We start from the raw sequence: 19,030 nt of genomic DNA on the forward strand, positions 1-19,030 counted from the left end.
GCTTAGTGGCCGCCAGCCTTGCCAGCGCGCAGGCGCGGATCCACGGCAAAGTAGAGCAGGTCCACGATCAGGTTGATGACCACAAAAATCAGCGCGATTAGGCACAGGTAAGCCGCCATGACGGGAATATCTGCAAAGGTGACCGCCTGAATGAACAGCAAGCCCATGCCCGGCCACTGAAAAACGGTTTCGGTGATGATGGCAAATGCGATCAGCCCCCCGAGTTGCAGGCCGGTGATGGTCATGACTGGGACCAGCGTGTTTTTGAGCGCGTGGCCAAAGTGGACAGCCCGTGTGGTCAGGCCGCGAGCCCGCGCAAACTTGATGTAGTCGGTGCGCAGCACCTCCAACATTTCCGCACGCACCAAACGCATGATCAGCGTGAGCTGGAAAATGGCGAGTGTCACGGCTGGCAACACAATGTGGTGCCAGCCCTTGGCGCTCAGCAATCCGCTTGTCCACCAGCCGATCTTCACGACCTCACCACGTCCAAAGCTGGGAAACCAGCCCAAGGTCACAGCAAACACAAGAATCAGCAAAATGCCGATCAGGAAGGTTGGCAGAGACACGCCAAGAAGCGATAGCGTCATAAAAACCTGGCTAAGGAACGAACCCCTGCGAAGGGCGGCATAGACCCCCATCGGAATACCCACCGCCAGAGCCAGAATGCCTGCCACCAAGGCGAGTTCCAGGGTGGCCGGGAATCGCTCCGCAATCAGCGCAGAGACCTGGGTGCCCTGGCGCAAACTGAAGCCGAATTCTCCTTGCACCGCGTTCAGTAGAAAGTGCCAGAACTGGACAATAAAGGGTTGATCCAAGCCGAGGGCTTGTCGTAATTCGCGGATTTGCTCCTGCGTGGCATCCTGTCCCAGCAAGAAAACGACAGGGTCGCCAACGTACTGGAACAACATGAAAGATATGAGGGCAACGGTGACCATCACCAATGCCGCTTGCGCCAAGCGCCGCACTATGAATGCAAACATAGATTCAAAAAAATGAGGGTCGCGGCAATGCTGCCGCGACCCTGTTTGGCAAGTGAGGGCGGTTTTACTTAACTTTGACCAGGCGCCAGTCCAGACGGTTGTCTGCACGGTGCACCACGTCAATATTCTTCTTCATGGCCCAAGGGATGACCTGGTTATGCAAGGGAATATTGGCAACGTCGTCGTTGTGCAACTGGAGAGCCTTGGTGAGCAGTTCTGTGCGCAATTTCAGATCTGTTTCCTTTTTGGTGCGTTCCACCAGCGCGTCCATCTGGGGGTTGCTGTAACGGCCCACGTTGTAGTTTCCGTCGCCGCCCGCGCCAACGGTACGAACCAGCGATTGCAGGCTGTACAGCGCATCAAATGTCGGTACGCCCCAGCCCAGCATGTAGATGCTGGCTTCGTTGCGCTGGATCATCGGGAAGTAGGTGACCAAGGGCAGGGTACGCAGCTTGGCTTTCACCCCGATGCGCGACCACATGGCGGTCACTGCCTGGCAGATTTGTTCGTCGTTGATATAGCGGTTGTTGGGGCAGGCAAAGTCCACCTCAAAGCCGTCTTTGTAGCCCGCATCGGCCAACAGCTTTTGTGCTGCAGCCACATCGAAGGGGTAGCGCTTGTGCACGGCTTCGGTCCAGCCGTTGACCTGGGGTGCCACGATGGCGCCAGTGGGTTGGCCCAGGCCGCGCATGGTGACGCGGGTGATGGCGTCAGCATCAATCGCCTGGTAGAGCGCCTTGCGTACGCGCACGTCCTTCAGAGGGTTCTTGCCCTTGATGTTGCTGCCCACCAGCTCGTCACGGTATTGGTCCAAGCCGAAGAAGATGGTGCGGTTTTCCACGCCATCCATCACCTTCAACTCGGGGTTGGAGCGCACGCGGGGAAGGTCTTGGGGGCTGGGGTCCAGCACCAGGTCCACTTCGCCTGACAGCAGGGCTGCCATGCGTGTGGCAACAGCTTTGACGGGGGTGTAGACAATTTCAGTCACATTGCTCTCGGACTTTCCCCACCAAGCCTTGTTTTGTGTCAACACCAGTTTCTGGTCTGGCAGCCACTCCTTCAGCATGTAAGGACCGGTACCCATGGCATTGCGGTGCGCAAAGTTTTCTTCCTGTGTCTTGATGTCTTTCGGAGCCACTGACTTGTTCTTTTCTGCCCAGGCCTTGCTCATGACACGCAATTCGGTCATCTGGTTCAGCAGCACGGGGTTGGGCGTCTTACTGTAGACGTCGAAGGTCGTCTCGTTGACCTTGACCACCTTGTCCACACCTTGGATGTAAGGGGTGAAGTTGGAGGTGGGCATCATGGCGCGCTGAATGGAGAACACCGCGTCGTCCGTAGTCAGCGGGCTGCCGTCATGGAACTTCACACCACTGCGCAAGGTGAAGCGCATTTGTGTGGGGCTGATTTCCTTCCATGAGGTGGCAAGCACGGGTTCGATCTTGAAGGTCTTGCTGTTGTAGTAAACAAAACTTTCGTACACGGCCGCATGGATGCCGTTCTGCAATGCATTGTTTTGGGAGTGAATGTCCCAAGTAGCAATGTCACTGGCGCTGGACCATTTGAATGTTTTGGCCTGCAGGGCAGTTGCTCCGAATGCCATGGTTGCGGCGAGAGCGAGTATCTTGAGTTTCATGGACAAAGATCCTTTGAATGAAAGCGGGCGATTATGCATAAAGCATGCCCAAAAAAAACGGCGGTTAACCCTAGGTTTGTGAGGTCTTGGTTCGATAGGCGGTATACGCACTTCTGTGTAGGCCTGTGCAGGCCAAAAAAAAGCCGCACACGTGCGGCCTTTTCTTAAGTCAAGCAAGGATTACTTGAGGTGTTTGCCGATCAGGCCAGCCATCTCAAACATCGACACCTGTGCTTTGCCGAAGACTTCCTTCAGCTTGGCGTCGGCGTTGATCATGCGCTTGTTCACAGCGTCTTGCAGCTTGTTTTTCTTGATGTAAGTCCACAGCTTGCTGACCACTTCGGTGCGGGGCAGTGCGGCAGCGCCGACCACGGCTGCCAGTGCGGAGCTGGGGGTCAGGGCCTTCATGAACGCGGCGTTCACGGTGCGCTTCTTGGCGGGGGCCTTTTTGGCAGCGACCTTTTTAGCGGGAGCTGCTTTTTTGGCGGGGGCCGCTTTCTTTGCGGGGGCTGCTTTCACAGCGACTTTCTTCGCGGGAGCGGCTGCCTTCTTAGCAGGAGCCGCTTTCTTTGCGGGAGCGGCTTTTTTTGCCGGTGCTTTTTTCGCAGTTGCCATGATTGATTGTCCTTCTAGAAGATTGATTAATCACCAGCAAAAAACTGCTTCTTCACTGGTACTGCGGATGCTAATGGCAAAAAAGCACGTTTCCAAGGGAGAAACTGCATTTTTCCCTCTGGGATGTTGTTTTTTTCATTGGAGAATGGCTCTGTATCTTGTTCAGGAGCTTCTTTCATGCCGATTGCCTTTGCCACCTGTGATCTTTGCGATGCCTACAAAGCCGATACCAGCGGCGATTTTCGGGTGCTGCCCCCTGTGTTCCGTGATTTTGGTGCCGTGCGCAAATTCGCGGGCCCTGTGGTCACCGTTAAGTGTTTCGAGGACAACACCTTGGTCAAAGCTGCAGTGGATGCGCAGGGCTGGGTGGATACGCCTGCCGGGCGAGTGGCGCAGGTGTTGGTGGTTGATGGCGGTGCTTCGCTGCGCAAGGCCTTGCTTGGCGGCAACCTGGGCGCGGCCGCCGCGCGAAACGGCTGGGCCGGTGTGGTGATTGACGGCTGCGTGCGTGACACCGCAGAGCTGGCTACGCAGGCTGTGGGTATTCGCGCTTTGGCTCCCATGCCTCTACCTACTGAGAAGCGCAATCAGGGTGAGGTCGGCGTTGCCGTGCAAGTGCAGGGCGTGTGGGTACGCCCGGGCGACTGGTTGTACGCGGACGAGGATGGTATCGTGGTGTCGGCTACGGCGCTGGTGTAGCGGCTGTATTGCGCGAGGGCAAGGTGGCCAGCACCACGCCCAAAAGGGCCACGGCAAACGCCAGCAGCTGCAGGCCGCTGAGACTTTCGCCCAGTACCAGCACACCTACCAGCGCGGCCGAGATTGGCAGCATGACCGTGAACACTCCGGCGCGGGCGGCAGGGACGGTCTTCAGGCCGGTCATCCAAAGCCACACCGTCCATACGCTGGCCGCCAGCGCGTAAAACACCAGCAACACCCACGAGCTGGTGGCAACGCCGCCAAAATCGAAACGCCAGGCGGCATAAACACCCATTGGTGTCATCAGCACAAAGCCCCAGAGATTGATGAGCGCGGTGATGCGTTTGGGCGAGAGGGCACCGGTCAGTTTCTTGCCAATCACAGCGTAGGCCGCTTCGCACAGCACGGCACCAAACACCAGCAGGTTGCCCAGCAGTGCCTTGTTATGTGCCAAATCGGCCTCTGGATTCGATGTAGATTGCGCGGATAGCTCCTGTTTTGATAGCGCCAGTAGGCCAATGCCAACCGCACCACAGGCCACCGCCAGCCATGTGCGCGGGCCGATCCGCTCGCGCAAAAAGACCCAGCTCATCAGTGCCACGACGGCAGGAATGCTAGCCAAGATGACGCCAGCCGCCACCGCGCTGGTCATACTCACGCCAAACAGCATGCAAATGGAAAACAGGAAGTTGCCCAGCAGCGATTCCAGAAACACCAGGCCTCGCGTGTGCGGCGTCATGGCAGGCTCGTTGGCGGGCCGCCTGAGCCAATGCAGCATGGCCAGGCCGCCAATGCCAAAGCGCATCCACGCCAACAGAAATATCGGCAAGGCCGCGACCAGCGGCTTGGACAAAGCTACGTAGCTACCTACCAGCGCCATGCTAAGCGCAAGAAAGAAGTAAGCCAAAAGGCGGCTAGGGGCAGCGGTGGAATGGGGCATGCAAGTAAGGGAGTGGAAACGGCGAGCATGCAAGCCTACACCATGCACAGCGCGCCAAGTGGCCCCATCACCGTCATCAATTTGCGTTAATGTGCCATCCATTGTGTTGAACCAACAAGGATCGCCATGGCCATTGGAGAGTTTGCCTACGCCAACAACAGCAACCGCTTTCTCGCCTCTGCGCCCCTGCAGGCGCAGCCGTTTGCGCTGGTGGGGGTGCCGTTTGACGGTGCGGTGACGAACCGTCCGGGTGCACGTTTTGGACCGCAAGAAATTCGTCGTGCATCGCTGATGTTGTGCGACGGGCTGCATCCGGTGTTTGGTGTGTCGCCTATGGATCTGCTGGGCGATGCGGGCGACCTGCGTCTGCCCAACGCCGGTGCGCTGGCGCAGGTGCGCGAGGCGATCCATACCCAGGCTGCAGCGTTGATGGCACGCCACCACTGCGTCTTTCTGGGGGGCGACCACTCCATCACCTTGCCGCTGCTGCGCGCCCTGCATGCGCAGCACGGGCCGGTCGCACTCATTCACTTCGACGCCCACTGCGACACCTGGGAGGACCATTTTGGCGAGCCCTCCGGCCACGGCACCTGGACTTACGAGGCGTTGCAGGAAGGGCTGGTCATTCCCCGCCAGACGGTCCAGATTGGGCTGCGCTCCAGTGGAACCCGTACGGCACGCGAGTATGTGCAGGACCAGGGCGGGCTGATTTTCACGGCCCGTGCGCTGCGTGGGCGGGATGGTGCTGGCTTGCAGGAGGTGGTGCAGCAGATCCGCGATCGCATTGGCCAGCAGCCCTGTTACCTGACGCTGGATATTGACTGCCTGGACCCCGCCTTTGCGCCGGGCACCGGCACGCCCGAGCCTGGCGGCATGAGCAGCTCGCAGGTGCTGACCCTGCTGGAAGAGTTGGCCGATCTCAACTTCGTGGGCATGGATTGCGTGGAAGTGGCTCCGGCCTACGACCATGCCGAACTCACCAGCAATGCGGCTGCTACGTTTGTCTGGACCTACCTTGCTTCGCAAGTGGTCAAGCGGCTGGGCTGAGGGGGCGTGATGCTGCTGCATTCGGACACCCAACTGAACCAGAAAAGTTACTACGAGGCCAGCGTGCAGCGGCCCGCAGCCTTGCCGCCGTTGCAGGGTGAAGTGCGTGCAGACGTGCTGGTGGTGGGTGGCGGTTATGCGGGGCTGTCGTCCGCCATCGCGCTGGCTCAACGGGGCTACCAGGTGGTGGTGCTGGAGGCAGACCGGGTGTGCAGCGGAGCTTCTGGGCGCAATGGAGGCCAGTTCATTGTGGGTCTGGCCAGCGGGCAGGGCCCGTTTGAAGACCAATTGGGCCTGGCGGCGGCCCGGCAGGTCTGGGACATGTCGCTGGATGCCATTGCCCTTCTGGAGCGGCGCGTGCGTGAGTTCGACATTGCCTGCGATCTGCGCAAAGGCTACATCACGGTGGCCGATTCACCGCGCAAAGCCCGGGCGCTGGAGGCCGAGGTGAATCTGCTGCGCACCCGCTATGGTTTTGAGTCGGCGCTCTACACGAGCCACGAGGTGCAGCAACATATTGGCAGCGCTCGCTACCGCGCTGCGGCGGTGGAAGACACATCAGGGCATTTGCACCCTCTCAAGTACGGCTTGGGCCTGTTACGTGCAGCGCTTGCGCTGGGCGTGCGGGTGTATGAGTCTTCGGCTGTCACTCGGTTGCAACGCGGTGAACCGCTTGTGGCGCGCACCGCACAGGGTTCCGTGACGGCCCGGTTTGGCGTGCTGGCGGGCAACTGCACCCTGCCCGAGTACGGCCCGCAGGTGGCACCCGACATTGCACCGCGCACCATGCCCGTAGGCACTTACATCATTGGTACCGAGCCCCTGAGCGAGGCGCAGTGCCAGTCCCTGATTCCTTCGGGTGCCGCAGTTTGCGACAACAATTTTGTGCTGGATTACTTTCGTTGCAGCGCCGACCACCGCATGCTGTTTGGCGGGCGCGTGAGTTACTCCACACGCACGCCGCCCGGGCTGGAGGCACTGATGGCGCAGCGCATGCGCAGCATCTTCCCAGCGCTACAGGCTGCCGCAGTGGAGTTTGTCTGGGGGGGCTTTGTTGACATCAGCATGAACCGGGCCCCCGACTTTGGGCGCCTGGGCACCAACCTGTACTACCTGCAGGGCTTTAGCGGCCATGGTGTGGCGCTCACCGGTCTGGCCGGGCAGTTGGCGGCGCAGGCCATTGCGGGCCAGGCAGAGCGCTTTGATGTGTTTGCGCGCGTGCAGCACCGTCCTTTTCCGGGCGGCGCTCTGCTGCGTACACCCAGCCTGGTGCTGGGCATGCTGTACCACCGGCTGATGGACAGGCTGTAACGCCGTTGCGGTGGAAGAGGTCAGGTTCGCTTGCCCGTGCGGCCTGCCGCCAAGGCGCGCTTGACGCTGCTGGCCAGCACCGGTCCCCAGTGCGCAATATCCTCCAGTGTGGCGTAGCCATAGCCGATCACCAAGCCCTTGGCGTCGCTGCGCTGCAGGCAGTAGGCAGATAGCGCGCGCACCGTCATGCCCTGCTGGGCGATGCGCAGCGCCAAGGCCTGGTCGTCCACCGTGGCAGGCAGGCGCAGGCACAGGTGGAGGCCCTGCTCGGCGCCGCTGATGTGGGCGTGCGGGCCCAGACAGGGCTGCAGCGCGTCCAGTAGCTGCTGGCGGCGCTGCGCATAGCTGTGGCGTGCTTTGCGCAGCGCGCTGGCAAAGTGGCCCAACTCAATGAACTCTGCCAGTGCCGCTTGCAAAGGCAGCTGGCCGGGCCGATTCAGGTCGTAATGCGCTTGGCGAAATGCACCCGCCAGCGCCTTGGGGACCACCAGATAGCCGAGCTTGAGGCCCGGGTACAGTACTTTGGAGAAGGAGCCTAGGTAGAGCACACGTTCGTCCACCGACAGGCCCGCCAACGACGACATAGGTGGGCCGCTGAAACGGAATTCGCTGTCGTAGTCGTCTTCCAGAACCCATGCCTGGTGCTTCTGGGCCAGTGCCAGCAGCTGCTGGCGCCGCGCCAGCGACATGACCGCACCTGTGGGGTATTGGTGTGAGGGGGTGGTGTAAATCAGCCGGGGGGCATGTCGCTCATCGGTAGCAGTTGGGGCCATGCCGTCGGCATCCACCAGCACGCCGTGGGTGCGCAAGCCATTGGCCATGAACGCCTTGACCGCACCCCAGTACGCCGGATCTTCCAGCCACACAGTGTCACCGTGGTCGGCCAGCATCTGGGCACACAGCTCCAGCGACTGCTGGGTGCCACTGGTGATGATGACCTGGTCCATGTCCAGCGGCACGCTGCGGGAGACGCGCAGGTAGTCGGTCACGGCTCGGCGCAACGGCGCGTGCCCACCCGAGTAGCAGTAGTCCAACATGTCGGGGTAACTCATGCGCCAGTGCTTGTTTTGCAGTCGCTGCCAAAGCGCTACTGGAAAGGCGCTGAAGTCAGCTACACCCGGTGTGAAGGGCTGGATCTCCAGCTCGGCCGAGGTGAATTGGGTGGCCAGGGCCGTGCCACGGCGCGAAAGCCGCGCCCCGGCGTGGGTTGCTCGGCCCGTGCGGCCGCGCTGGCGCGGGCTGGGCAGTTGCTCGTTCACATAGGTACCACTGCCCACCCGGCTGACTAGGTAGCCCTCGGCGCTGAGCTGGTTCAACGCGGCCATCACGGTGTTGCGCGAGAGCTGCAAGTCCTGGGTGAGTTCGCGGCTAGAAGGGAGGCGATCGCCACCGGCCAGGTGGCCTTGCAGGATGGCGCTGCGCAGACTCTCGTACAGCCGACGGTTCAGGGGGAGGGCGGCTGACCCGGGGCTGTGGTGCATATCGGTCAGAAGCAGTTCGGACAGCATGGTGTGAATCCAGTGGGGTAAAGCAGACCGTTTAAAGTGGCACCATCAGGTTTTATCAAATGGCACTGTTTCGCAGCCAATTCTGCCGCAGAATGGTTTGGCAGCGCGCACTGCTACAGTGGCTCAGGCCCAACAATGCCCACCCTTTGGGGTGCGCCGCAAGGAGATGGAGATGACCGAGAACAAGACAATGAGCTTCAATGATTTGGAGCAGTGGCTGAACGAACGCCGGGTCACCGAGGTGGAGTGCCTGGTGCCCGACTTGACCGGTGTGGCGCGCGGCAAGATCCTGCCGCGCGGCAAGTTCACCGAAGACCGCGGCATGCGTCTGCCTCAGGCCATCGTGGCCATGGGCGTGACCGGCGAGTTCCCCGAAAGCGGCCCCTACTACGACGTCGTCGATCCGACCGACAAGGACATGCAGCTGCGCCCCGACCCGTCGTCGGTGCGCATCGTGCCTTGGGCTACTGACCCTACGGCGCAGGTGATCCACGATTGTTTTGACCACGAAGGCAAACTGGTTCCATTCGCACCGCGCAGCGTGTTGCGCCGGGTGTGTGACCTGTTCGCCGCCGAAGGCCTGCAGCCCATCGTGGCGCCCGAGCTGGAGTTCTACCTCACAGCCCGCAACACCGACCCCAATACGCTGTTGCGTGCGCCCATTGGCCGAAGCGGCCGCGCCGAAACCTCTCGCCAGGCCTACAGCATTGATGCGGTGAACGAGTTCGATCCTTTGTTTGAGGAGATTTACGACTACTCCGACAAGATGGAGCTCAACGTGGACACGCTGATCCACGAGGTGGGTGCGGGGCAGATGGAGATCAACTTCTTCCACAACAAGCCTCTGGGGCTGGCTGACGAGGTGTTCTTTTTCAAGCGCACGGTGCGCGAAGCCGCGCTGCGCCATGACATGTACGCCACCTTCATGGCCAAACCGATTGCCGGTGAGCCCGGCAGTGCCATGCACGTGCACCAAAGCTTGGTGGATGTGGCCACGGGCAAGAACGTGTTTAGCAACGAGGACGGCACGCCGTCGGAGGCCTTCCTCCACTACATTGGGGGCTTGCAGCGCTACATCCCCGCGGCCATGGTGCTGGTAGCACCCTATGTGAATAGCTACCGCCGCCTGTCGCGCAATACGGCAGCCCCCATCAACATCGAATGGGGCTATGACAACCGCACCGTGGGCATCCGCTCGCCGATCTCGTCACCCGCCGCGCGCCGCGTGGAGAACCGCGTGATTGGTGCCGACGCCAACCCCTATGTGGCCATGGCCATGACGCTGGCCTGCGGCTACCTGGGATTGAAGAACAAGATCAAGCCCAAACCCGAAATGCGCGGTGACGCCTATTTGTCGCCCTACGCCTTGCCCCGCAGCTTGGGGGAGGCACTGGACTGGCTGCGCAAGGAATCCGACCTGCACGAGGTGCTGGGCAAAGAGTTCATCACCGTGTACTCCGAGATCAAGGAACTCGAATTCGACGAGTTCATGAAAGTGATTTCTCCCTGGGAGCGTGAGCATCTGTTGCTACACGTTTAAGCCATCCAACCTTCGAGCCGAACGCCATGAACACAGTCGTCGATACCGCCCTGATTCAATCCCTAGACAGCGCCCATTTTCTGCACCCTTTCACCGACTTCAAAGACCTGTCCAGCCGCGGTGCACGTGTCATCACGCGGGCGGAGGGCATTTACGTCTGGGATTCAGAGGGTAAGAAGATCCTGGACGCTATGAGCGGCCTGTGGTGTGTGAACGTGGGCTATGGCCGCAAGGCGTTGGCCGATGCGGCGCACCAGCAGATGATGGCGCTGCCGTACTACAACAGCTTTTTCCAGACCACCAATGTGCCAGCCGTGCAGCTGGCCGCCAAACTGGCCAGCCTGGCGCCCACGGTGGGGGACCGCAGCTTCCAGCATGTGTTCTATTCGAGCAGCGGCAGCGAGAGCAATGATTCCAATGTGCGCATGGTGCGCCGCTACTGGGATTTGCTGGGCCAGCCCCAGCGCAAGGTCATCATCAGCCGTCACAACGCCTATCACGGCAGCACCATGGCCGGCGCCTCGCTGGGCGGCATGAGTGGCATGCACGCCCAAGGCGACTTGCCCATTCCCAATATCACGCACATCGACCAACCCTACTTTTTCGAAAACGGCAAGCCAGGTGAGACCGCTGACGAATTTGGCGTGCGCGCAGCGGGCTGGCTGGAGGAAAAAATCTTGGCCGTGGGCCCGGACAAGGTGGCTGCCTTCATTGCCGAGCCGGTGCAAGGCGCGGGCGGCGTCATTATCCCGCCCTCCACCTACTGGCCCGAGATTCAGCGCATCGTCGATAAATACGGCATCCTGCTGATCAGTGACGAGGTGATTTGTGCCTTTGGTCGCCTTGGCCATTGGTTTGGCTACGAGAAGTTTGGCTACAAGCCGGATTTGGTAACCTTTGCGAAGGCGGTGACCAGTGGCTACATTCCCTTAGGCGGTGTGATGGTGGGCAACCGTGTGGCCAAGGTGCTGATAGAGCAGGGCGGAGAGTTCAACCACGGCTATACCTACAGTGGCCACCCCGTGGCCTGTGCCGTGGCACTGGCCAACCTGGACATCATGGAGCAGGAGCAACTCCCCCAAAAGGTGCATGGCGATATTGGTGCCTACTTCGCCCAGCGGTACGCGGAGCTCAATGAGCATCCGCTGGTGGGCTTGGCTGAGACCTGCGGCTTTGTGGGCGGCTTGGTGCTGGTCAAAAACAAAAAGACCAAGGAACGCTTCCAAGAAAACGATGCGGTGGGCATGCTGTGCCGAGGCCATTGCTTTGGCAACGGTCTGATCATGCGTGCCGTAGGTGACCGCATGATCATTGCGCCGCCGCTGGTGATGACTCGCAGCGACATTGACGAGATGATGCGCCTGATCCACCTGGCGTTGGACTTGACACACCGGGACCTCAAAGTGCGTGGATTGGTGTAGGGCGACGGATTTGGACTTCTATAATCTTTTTTGGTCTGAAATTTGCTTATTCACACCAAGCCGTTTTGATTGTCTTTAACCCAACTCTCTTTTAGTGGAGACAAACTCACCATGAAAAAATACCTCTGGTCTTTTGCGCTGACAGCAGTAGCTTTGGCTGCTTGCGGTAAAAAAGAAGAAGCCCCTGCTGCCGCGCCCGCCTCTGCACCGGTGGCCAGCGCGCCAGCCGCGCCAGTGAATACTGAGGAAAAAGTCCTCAATATCTACAACTGGCCCGACTACGTTCCAGAGGGCATGATCGCCGCGTTTGAAAAAGAATCCGGCATCAAGGTGAACTACGACACCTTTGAGACCAATGAAGCATTGCAAGCCAAGCTGGTGGCGGGCAATACCGGCTACGACATTGTGGTGCCCGGCACCGTGTTCGCCAAAGGCCAGATCGAAGGTGGCCTGCTGCAGCCGCTGGACAAGGCCAAGATCCCGAATCTGGCCAATTTGGACCCAGCCATCATGGCGACCCTGACCAAGGCCGATCCCGAGAACAAGCATCTGGTGCCTTGGGCCTGGGGTTTCACCACCGTCGGAATCAACAAAACCAAAGTGACCAAGGCTCTGGGCAGCATGCCCATGCCCGAGAACGCATGGGACCTGGTGTTTGACCCCAAATACACGGCCAAGTTGAAGTCCTGCGGCATTGCCTACTTGGATTCGCCCACTGAAATCATGCCTGTGGCACTGCACTATGTAGGCAAGGACGCGTACTCCAACAATCCTGAGGACTACAAGCTGGCGTCTGCCATGTTGGCCAAGGTGCGCAAGGACGTGCGCCTGTTCAGCTCCACCATGATCGACGACATCGCTGGTGGAAAAGCCTGTGTGGCGGTGGGTTGGTCTGGCGACATCAACATCGCTGCAGGTCGGGCCAAGGAAAATGGTTCTAAGGACGAGATTGAATCGCTGTTGCCCAGCACCGGTGCATTGATCTTCTTTGACACCATGGCCATCACCAAGGATGCCAAGCACCCCAACAACGCAGCCGCCTTCATTGACTTCTACCTGCGTGCCGAAAATGCGGCGCTGATGTCCAATGAGATGAGCTACCCCACTGGCAACAAGGCTGCGATCGAGAAAATCAAGCCCGAAATCGCGGGCAATAAGACTATCTTTGTGGAGTCCGAGTACTTCTCTAAGATGATTCCCCCAAGCAGCTTCAGCAACGAAGCGCGTGAAGCATTGGCGACCGCCTACAACGCTTTCAAAAAAGGTAAGTAAAAAATTGGCGTGATGCCAGTCGGGGCTGTTTGTACGCAGGTATAAACAGCCCTTTTTATTGTTTGCAACCAATGCAAAGGCCCTGAGATGACAGTGCAATCCGGAAAACCAGGCTACCTGGTGACAGAGAAGCTGGTGAAGCGTTTTGACGAAGCCACCGCCGTGGACGAGGTGTCCCTGTCCATCGCGCAGGGGGAGATCTTTGCGTTGTTGGGAAGCTCCGGGTGTGGCAAGTCCACGCTGTTGCGCATGTTGGCAGGATTTGAGTCGCCTACTTCGGGCCGGATTTTGCTGGGTGGACAGGACGTGGCCAAACTCGCACCCTACGACCGGCCCATCAACATGATGTTCCAGAGTTATGCGCTGTTTCCCCACCTGGACATCTGGGAAAACGTGGCTTTTGGTCTGAAACGAGAGGGCCTGCCCAAAGACGAAATCAAGCAACGGGTAGGCGAGATGCTGGACCTGGTTCAACTGGGCGCCTATGCCAAACGCAAGCCGCACCAGCTCTCTGGCGGGCAACAGCAACGCGTGGCGCTGGCGCGCAGCTTGGCTAAGCGCCCCAAGCTGTTGTTGCTGGACGAACCGCTGGGCGCCCTCGACAAGAAGCTGCGTGAACAAACGCAGTTTGAGTTGGTCAACATCATCGAAAAAGTGGGCGTGACCTGTGTGATGGTGACGCATGACCAGGAGGAGGCCATGACCATGGCCGGCCGGATTGCCGTGATGAGCAAGGGCCGTGTGCAGCAAGTGGGCTCCCCCGAAGAGGTGTACGAACACCCGGCCAACCGCTTTGTGGCCGACTTCATCGGCAATGTGAATATTTTTGAAGGCCGCCTGAGCATCGACGAACACGATCGTTGCGCTGCGGTGACTGGTATCGGGGAGATCCATGTGGGCCATGGTGTCAGCGGTACGCTGAACATGCCTGTGGGTATTGCGGTGCGACCCGAGAAAATCGAGATCAGCAAGGCGCGTCCCGACGTGGGGGTGAACCTGTTCACCGGTAAGGTCAAGGAGATTGCCTACTTCGGCTCCTACAACACCTACATCGTGGTGGCGACCGACGGCACCAAGGTGAAGATCACCGAAGCCAATACTTCACGCCAGGAACTCAGCGACATCACCTGGGAAGACAATGTGTACTTCTGGTGGGGTGACCGCTCCGCCATCGTGTTGCGCGATTGAGGCACACCATGGCACAACTCTCTCTTCCCATGCCAGGTCGCCGCCTGGTCATTGGCGTACCCTACGCTTGGCTGGTGGTCTTCTTTCTGCTGCCCTTCCTGATCTTGCTCTACATCAGCTTTGTAGATATGGGCAGCGATATCCACCCCTTCAAGCCCATCTGGGACAGCACCACCGGGCTCTTGAAGCTCAAGTACGAGAACTACTGGTCTATCTTCCGCAATAGCGAAGACGGCGCCCTGTTTCAGACCATTTATATCGAAGCCTATTTGCGCTCGATCTGGTACGCGTTGTGTACCGCCGTGCTGTGCCTGCTGATTGGCTACCCGTTTGCCTATTTCATTGCCCGATCGGCACCCAGTGCGCGCCCTGCGCTGTTGATGATGGTGATGTTGCCGTTCTGGACGTCATTTCTGCTGCGCGTCTATGCCTGGAAAGGCATCCTCGCGGACCAGGGTGTGGTGAACCAGTTGCTGATGGCCTTGGGCCTGACCAGCGAGCCGATTCAAATGCTCTACACCAACGTTTCCATGCTGGTAGGCATGACTTACGTGTACCTGCCTTTCATGGTGCTGCCGCTGTACGCCAATTTGGTCAAGATGGACTTCCGACTTCTTGAGGCCGCTTACGACCTTGGCACCACGCCGTTCAAGGCCTTCTGGCTGGTCACCGTGCCGCTGTCCAAGGCCGGCATTGTGGCGGGTTTCATGCTGGTGTTCATTCCGGCGGTCGGCGAGTTCGTGATTCCTTCGCTGCTGGGCGGGCCGGAGAACATCATGATCGGTCGCGTCGTGTGGGACGAAATGTTCACTAGCAACAACTGGCCGCGCGCCACCGCGTTGGCAGTGGTGATGATTGCGCTCATCATCGTGCCGCTGGCCATTTATTACCATTACACCGGCGACAACGACACGTCCGGCAAGGCATGAGGGGCAGGCCATGAAACCCTGGATTGAAAAACACTTTGGCAAGGGCTGGATGGCCCTGGTCTACCTGTTCCTCTACATGCCGCTGATCTTTATGGTGGTGTTCTCGTTCAACAGCACCCGCCAGGACGCGAACTTCACCGGCTTTTCGTTGCGCTGGTACGAGGCGCTGACGCGCGACACCAAGATCGTGGAGGGTTTTTGGCTGTCCCTTCAGGTGGCCACCATCACCGGTGTGTTATCCGCCGTGTTGGGTACGTTTGCCGCTTTTGTGCTGGTGCGCTACCGGCGATTTCTGGGGCGTACGGTTTTCTCTGGCATGGTGAATGCGCCCTTGGTGATGCCCGAGGTCGTGATCGGCCTGTCGCTGTTGTTGCTGATGGTCGGTGCGCAAAACCTGATGGGGTGGCCGGAGCGCGGTATGTTGACGATTATTTTGGGCCACACGCTCTTGGGTATGGCCTACGGCATGGTGGTAGTGCAGTCGCGCTTGCTGGAGATGAACCGCTCACTCGAAGAGGCTGCCATGGACCTGGGCGCCAAGCCCTACGAAGTGTTCTTTCTGGTGACCTTGCCAAATATTGCGCAGGGCATTCTGGCGGCGTTTTTGCTCTCGTTCACGTTGTCGTTTGACGATGTGGTGATTTCTGAATTCCTGTCCGGCCCCGGTGTGAGTACCTTGCCACAGGTCATCTTCAGTTACGCGCGCCGTGGTATCAACCCGACCATTTATGCGGCCGCCACGCTGCTCATCTTCACGGTGACGATTGTCATCATCAGCTACAGCGTGTGGGTGGCGCGGCAGACGCGCAAGCGGGAGCGCGAGATTGCGGCTGCCACGCGGGCGTGACGCACCCTGCAATATGAAGTCACTGCCCCAGACTGGGCGGACAACAAGGACGAGGACGACATGAGCCAATTGCAGTTTGACGGGCGCGCCGTGATTGGTGGCCAGCGCGTAGCCGCATTGAATGGAGCCACATTCCAATGCATCTCGCCCGTGGATGGGCGGGTGCTGACCGAGGTGGCCCAATGTGGTGCGGCCGACATTGACCGCGCAGTGGGTGCGGCCCGTGCGGCGTTCGACGACAAGCGCTGGCGCGGCCTGCCACCCGCGCAGCGCAAACGCATCATGGTCCGCTTTGCCGACTTGTTGCTCCAGAACGCCGATACCCTCGCTCTGACCGAGACGATGGACATGGGCAAGCCCGTGAAGTACGCGCGCGCGGTGGACGTGAACAGCGCTTCCAACTGCATCCGTTGGTATGGAGAAGCGGTCGACAAGGTTTATGACGAAATTGCCCCGACAGCCGACACGGCGCTGGCCCTGATCACGCGCGAACCGGTGGGCGTAGCGGGTGTGGTAGTGCCCTGGAACTACCCCATGATCATGGCCGCCTGGAAGATTGCACCGGCCCTGGCTGTGGGCAACAGCGTGGTGCTCAAGCCCAGCGAAAAATCGCCGCTCACCGCCCTGCGTTTGGCGGACCTGGCGCTGGAGGCCGGCATTCCCGATGGGGTGTTTAACGTAGTGCCGGGCTTTGGCCCCGAAGCCGGTTCGCCGCTGGCGCTGCATATGGACGTGGATTGCATTGCTTTTACCGGCTCCACGCGCGTGGGCAAGCAGATCCATGTGATGGCCGGGCAGAGCAACCTCAAGCGCGCTTGGACCGAACTGGGCGGCAAGTCGCCCAACATCGTGTTTGCCGACTGCCCCAACCTGGACCGCGCGGTGGAGGCGGCAGTGGGCAGCATCTTCTTCAACCAGGGCGAAAGCTGCAATGCACCTTCGCGCCTGTATGTGCAGGACAGTATCAAGGAGAAATTTTTGGAGAAGGCGCTGGCACTGGTGCCCGCCTATACGCCGGCCAACCCCACCTTGCCCGACACGGTGATGGGCGCGCTGGTAGACAAGACGCAAATGAACACCGTGTTGCGCTACATCGAAAGCGGCAAGGCGGAGGGCGCTAAGCTGCTGGCCGGTGGCGAGCAAGTGCTGCAGTCTACCGGCGGTTGTTATGTGCAGCCCACCGTGTTTGACGGTGTGCGTGGTGACATGACGATCGCACGCGAAGAAATTTTCGGCCCGGTGCTGTCGGTGCTGTCGTTCAGCGACGCGGCAGAGGTCGTGCGCATGGCCAATGCCAGTGTCTACGGCTTGCAGGCCGGTGTGTGGACCAGTGACCTTAACAAGGCCCACGGCGTGGCACGTGCCTTGCGAGCTGGCACCGTGCACGTGAACCAGTACGACGAAGACGACATCACCGTGCCGTTTGGCGGCTACAAGCAAAGCGGGGTAGGGCGCGACAAGTCCCTGCACGCTTTCGACAAATACACCGAGACCAAGACCACCTGGGTACGCATCGACAGCCCGGTGTGAGTCCTGCGTCCAGGCCGCAGCAGCGGCTAGGATGGTGGTCGATTACTCCTTATTTGATAGCAGCTCGCGCAAACTCCGCGGGTGCTAGAGGCCAATCTCATGCATAACTACACCGAAACCATCCATTCCCTGCAAGCGCAGGGCGTGCATTCCGTGCTCACCCAGTTTTGCGACCTGCATGGCGTGGCCAAGGGCAAACTGGTGCCACTGGAAAAGTTGCAAGAGTGGGTGGAGGTAGGCGCGGGCTTTGCCGGCCCCAGCATCTGGGGCACGGGGCTGCCGCGTATGGGCCCGCGCAGCGAGTATTACGGGCGCGTGCAGTCTGAGTCTTTGCAGGCGCTGCCGTTTATGCCAGGTGTGGCGCGCGCTGTGTGTGATGGTTTTGCCGGTGGCGAGGCGCTGGATACCTGCTCGCGCCAGGTACTCAAGGCGGCCGTGGCCCAGCTGGAGGCACGAGGCTGGCGCATGTGGGTGGGGATCGAGCCCGAGTTCTTCCTGTTGCGCCAGATGAATGGTGTTTGGCAGGTGGCGGATGGGCAGGACCAACTGGACAAGCCTTCCTATGACCTCAAGTCCATCCATCGCAACGCGGCCTATCTGGAGGACATGCGCAGTACGCTGGTGCAGCTAGGTTTTGAGCTGCAGCAGATTGACCATGAAGATGCCTGCGGCCAGTACGAGATCAATTACCGCTTCGACCACGCACTGGCCGCAGCCGACCGCTACATGCTGTTCAAGCTGGCCGCCCATGCGGTGGCTGAGCGCCACGGCATGGTCTTCAGTGCCATGCCCAAACCCCTGGCGCACGCACCGGGCAGCGGCCTGCATTTCCACATCAGCATTACCGATGCAGAAGGCCGCGCGGTATTTGCCGATGCGCAAGGAGACTTGGGGCTCAGCGCGGCGGGCCATCAGTTCGCAGCCGGGCTGCTGCACCATGCCGATGCACTGGCCGCGCTCTGCGCTCCCACGGTCAATAGCTACAAGCGCCTCGCCAGTAGCGAGAGCGCTTCGGGTACCACCTGGTCGCCGGTGTGGAAGGCGTATGGCCATAACAACCGGACCTGCTTGGTGCGGGTGGTCGATGGCCGCTTAGAGTGGCGCCTGCCTGATCCCTCATGCAATGTGTACGCCGCCATTGCTTCCACGCTGGTCGCCGGCCTGCAAGGCATAGACCGCGGCTTGGCCCCGCCGACACCTGTGGCTGATGATCTGTACCAGCGCGCCCAGGCCGGGCAGGCCTTGCCACCCGCGCTACCTGCGGACTTGCGCACGGCGTTGCAGGCGCTGGAGCAGGACACGGTGTTGCGCCAGGGCGTGGGGGATGCCTTTTGTACGCAGTTCCTGCAGCTCAAGCGCGAGGAATGGGCTGCTTACAGCCAGCACGTTAGCCCTTGGGAGATGGCACGCTACGCGCAGGCTTTCTGATCCTGTTCTTGCCTGGTGCAGGTTCCTTGGGCTGGCGCATTTCGATATGCGTCAGCCCTTTTCTTATTGTGGAATGTAATGCGACTGTGTTGGGGTTTTGTATTTCACATACAAGCCAATTGTTTTGCATTGAGAA

Annotated in this window: 17 protein-coding genes; 11 read left to right on the forward strand and 6 right to left on the reverse strand. The window is 60.0% G+C overall.

What is annotated here, in order from left to right:
* Positions 1–2: 2 nt before the first annotated feature.
* From CHU94_RS13105 to CHU94_RS19285, 4 genes are all read right to left on the reverse strand, one after another.
* A complete protein-coding gene (locus CHU94_RS13105; protein ID WP_094480515.1) occupies positions 3–983 on the reverse strand; it encodes an ABC transporter permease in 981 nt (326 codons plus the stop codon).
* A gap of 64 nt (positions 984–1,047) precedes the next feature.
* The gene (locus CHU94_RS13110; RefSeq protein WP_094480517.1) at positions 1,048–2,619 is read right to left on the reverse strand and encodes an ABC transporter substrate-binding protein; all 1,572 of its coding nucleotides are present in this window, start codon (positions 2,617–2,619) and stop codon (positions 1,048–1,050) included.
* 180 nt (positions 2,620–2,799) lie between these two features.
* On the reverse strand, positions 2,800–3,234 hold the full coding sequence (locus CHU94_RS13115) for an SWIB/MDM2 domain-containing protein (protein WP_094480519.1): 435 nt from the start codon (positions 3,232–3,234) through the stop codon (positions 2,800–2,802).
* 26 nt (positions 3,235–3,260) lie between these two features.
* Positions 3,261–3,413, reverse strand: coding sequence for a hypothetical protein (locus tag CHU94_RS19285; RefSeq protein ID WP_161499899.1), 153 nt, complete (start codon positions 3,411–3,413; stop codon positions 3,261–3,263).
* Between CHU94_RS19285 and rraA the strand changes: the two genes are divergently transcribed.
* Complete coding sequence (rraA, locus tag CHU94_RS13120; protein ID WP_094480521.1) at positions 3,412–3,933, forward strand: ribonuclease E activity regulator RraA; 522 nt, start codon at positions 3,412–3,414, stop codon at positions 3,931–3,933. The genes CHU94_RS19285 and rraA overlap by 2 nt on opposite strands.
* Here rraA and CHU94_RS13125 read toward each other — a convergent pair.
* Positions 3,917–4,873, reverse strand: a complete 957-nt coding sequence (locus CHU94_RS13125; RefSeq protein ID WP_094480523.1) for a DMT family transporter — start codon at positions 4,871–4,873, stop codon at positions 3,917–3,919. The genes rraA and CHU94_RS13125 overlap by 17 nt on opposite strands.
* A gap of 126 nt (positions 4,874–4,999) precedes the next feature.
* Between CHU94_RS13125 and speB the strand changes: the two genes are divergently transcribed.
* Both speB and CHU94_RS13135 read left to right on the forward strand, forming a co-directional pair.
* Positions 5,000–5,920, forward strand: a complete 921-nt coding sequence (speB, locus tag CHU94_RS13130; protein ID WP_094480525.1) for an agmatinase — start codon at positions 5,000–5,002, stop codon at positions 5,918–5,920.
* Between the two features lie 9 nt (positions 5,921–5,929).
* A complete protein-coding gene (locus tag CHU94_RS13135; protein ID WP_094480527.1) occupies positions 5,930–7,231 on the forward strand; it encodes an FAD-binding oxidoreductase in 1,302 nt (433 codons plus the stop codon).
* Positions 7,232–7,251: 20 nt separating this feature from the next.
* Here the strand turns inward: CHU94_RS13135 and CHU94_RS13140 are convergent, their stop codons facing one another.
* Positions 7,252–8,739 carry a PLP-dependent aminotransferase family protein gene (locus tag CHU94_RS13140; protein WP_094480529.1) on the reverse strand — a complete coding sequence of 496 codons (1,488 nt, stop codon included), beginning with the start codon at positions 8,737–8,739 and terminating at the stop codon, positions 7,252–7,254.
* A 172-nt stretch (positions 8,740–8,911) separates the two neighbouring features.
* On the opposite strand from CHU94_RS13140, the gene CHU94_RS13145 reads away from it, so the two are divergent.
* The 8 genes from CHU94_RS13145 (at position 8,912) to glnT (ending at position 18,894) form a co-directional block, all read left to right on the forward strand.
* Positions 8,912–10,279 (forward strand): glutamine synthetase family protein, encoded by a 1,368-nt coding sequence (locus CHU94_RS13145; protein ID WP_094481086.1) that lies wholly within the window; start codon positions 8,912–8,914, stop codon positions 10,277–10,279.
* A gap of 26 nt (positions 10,280–10,305) precedes the next feature.
* Positions 10,306–11,700: an aspartate aminotransferase family protein gene (locus tag CHU94_RS13150; RefSeq protein ID WP_094480531.1), complete on the forward strand. Its 1,395-nt coding sequence runs from the start codon at positions 10,306–10,308 to the stop codon at positions 11,698–11,700.
* Between the two features lie 111 nt (positions 11,701–11,811).
* Entirely contained in the window at positions 11,812–12,972 is a 1,161-nt protein-coding gene (locus CHU94_RS13155) for an extracellular solute-binding protein (protein ID WP_094480533.1), read from the forward strand.
* Positions 12,973–13,059: 87 nt separating this feature from the next.
* Complete coding sequence (locus CHU94_RS13160) at positions 13,060–14,160, forward strand: ABC transporter ATP-binding protein (protein ID WP_094480535.1); 1,101 nt, start codon at positions 13,060–13,062, stop codon at positions 14,158–14,160.
* Positions 14,161–14,168: 8 nt separating this feature from the next.
* The gene (locus tag CHU94_RS13165) at positions 14,169–15,089 is read left to right on the forward strand and encodes an ABC transporter permease (protein ID WP_094480537.1); all 921 of its coding nucleotides are present in this window, start codon (positions 14,169–14,171) and stop codon (positions 15,087–15,089) included.
* A 10-nt stretch (positions 15,090–15,099) separates the two neighbouring features.
* Positions 15,100–15,936 (forward strand): ABC transporter permease, encoded by an 837-nt coding sequence (locus tag CHU94_RS13170; protein ID WP_094480539.1) that lies wholly within the window; start codon positions 15,100–15,102, stop codon positions 15,934–15,936.
* A 60-nt stretch (positions 15,937–15,996) separates the two neighbouring features.
* Entirely contained in the window at positions 15,997–17,466 is a 1,470-nt protein-coding gene (locus CHU94_RS13175; protein WP_094480541.1) for an aldehyde dehydrogenase, read from the forward strand.
* Positions 17,467–17,565: 99 nt separating this feature from the next.
* Positions 17,566–18,894, forward strand: coding sequence for a type III glutamate--ammonia ligase (gene glnT / locus CHU94_RS13180; RefSeq protein ID WP_094481088.1), 1,329 nt, complete (start codon positions 17,566–17,568; stop codon positions 18,892–18,894).
* Positions 18,895–19,030 lie beyond the last annotated feature (136 nt).

The sequence above is a fragment of the Rhodoferax sp. TH121 genome, from assembly GCF_002251855.1.
Classification (GTDB): Bacteria; Pseudomonadota; Gammaproteobacteria; order Burkholderiales; family Burkholderiaceae_C; genus Allorhodoferax.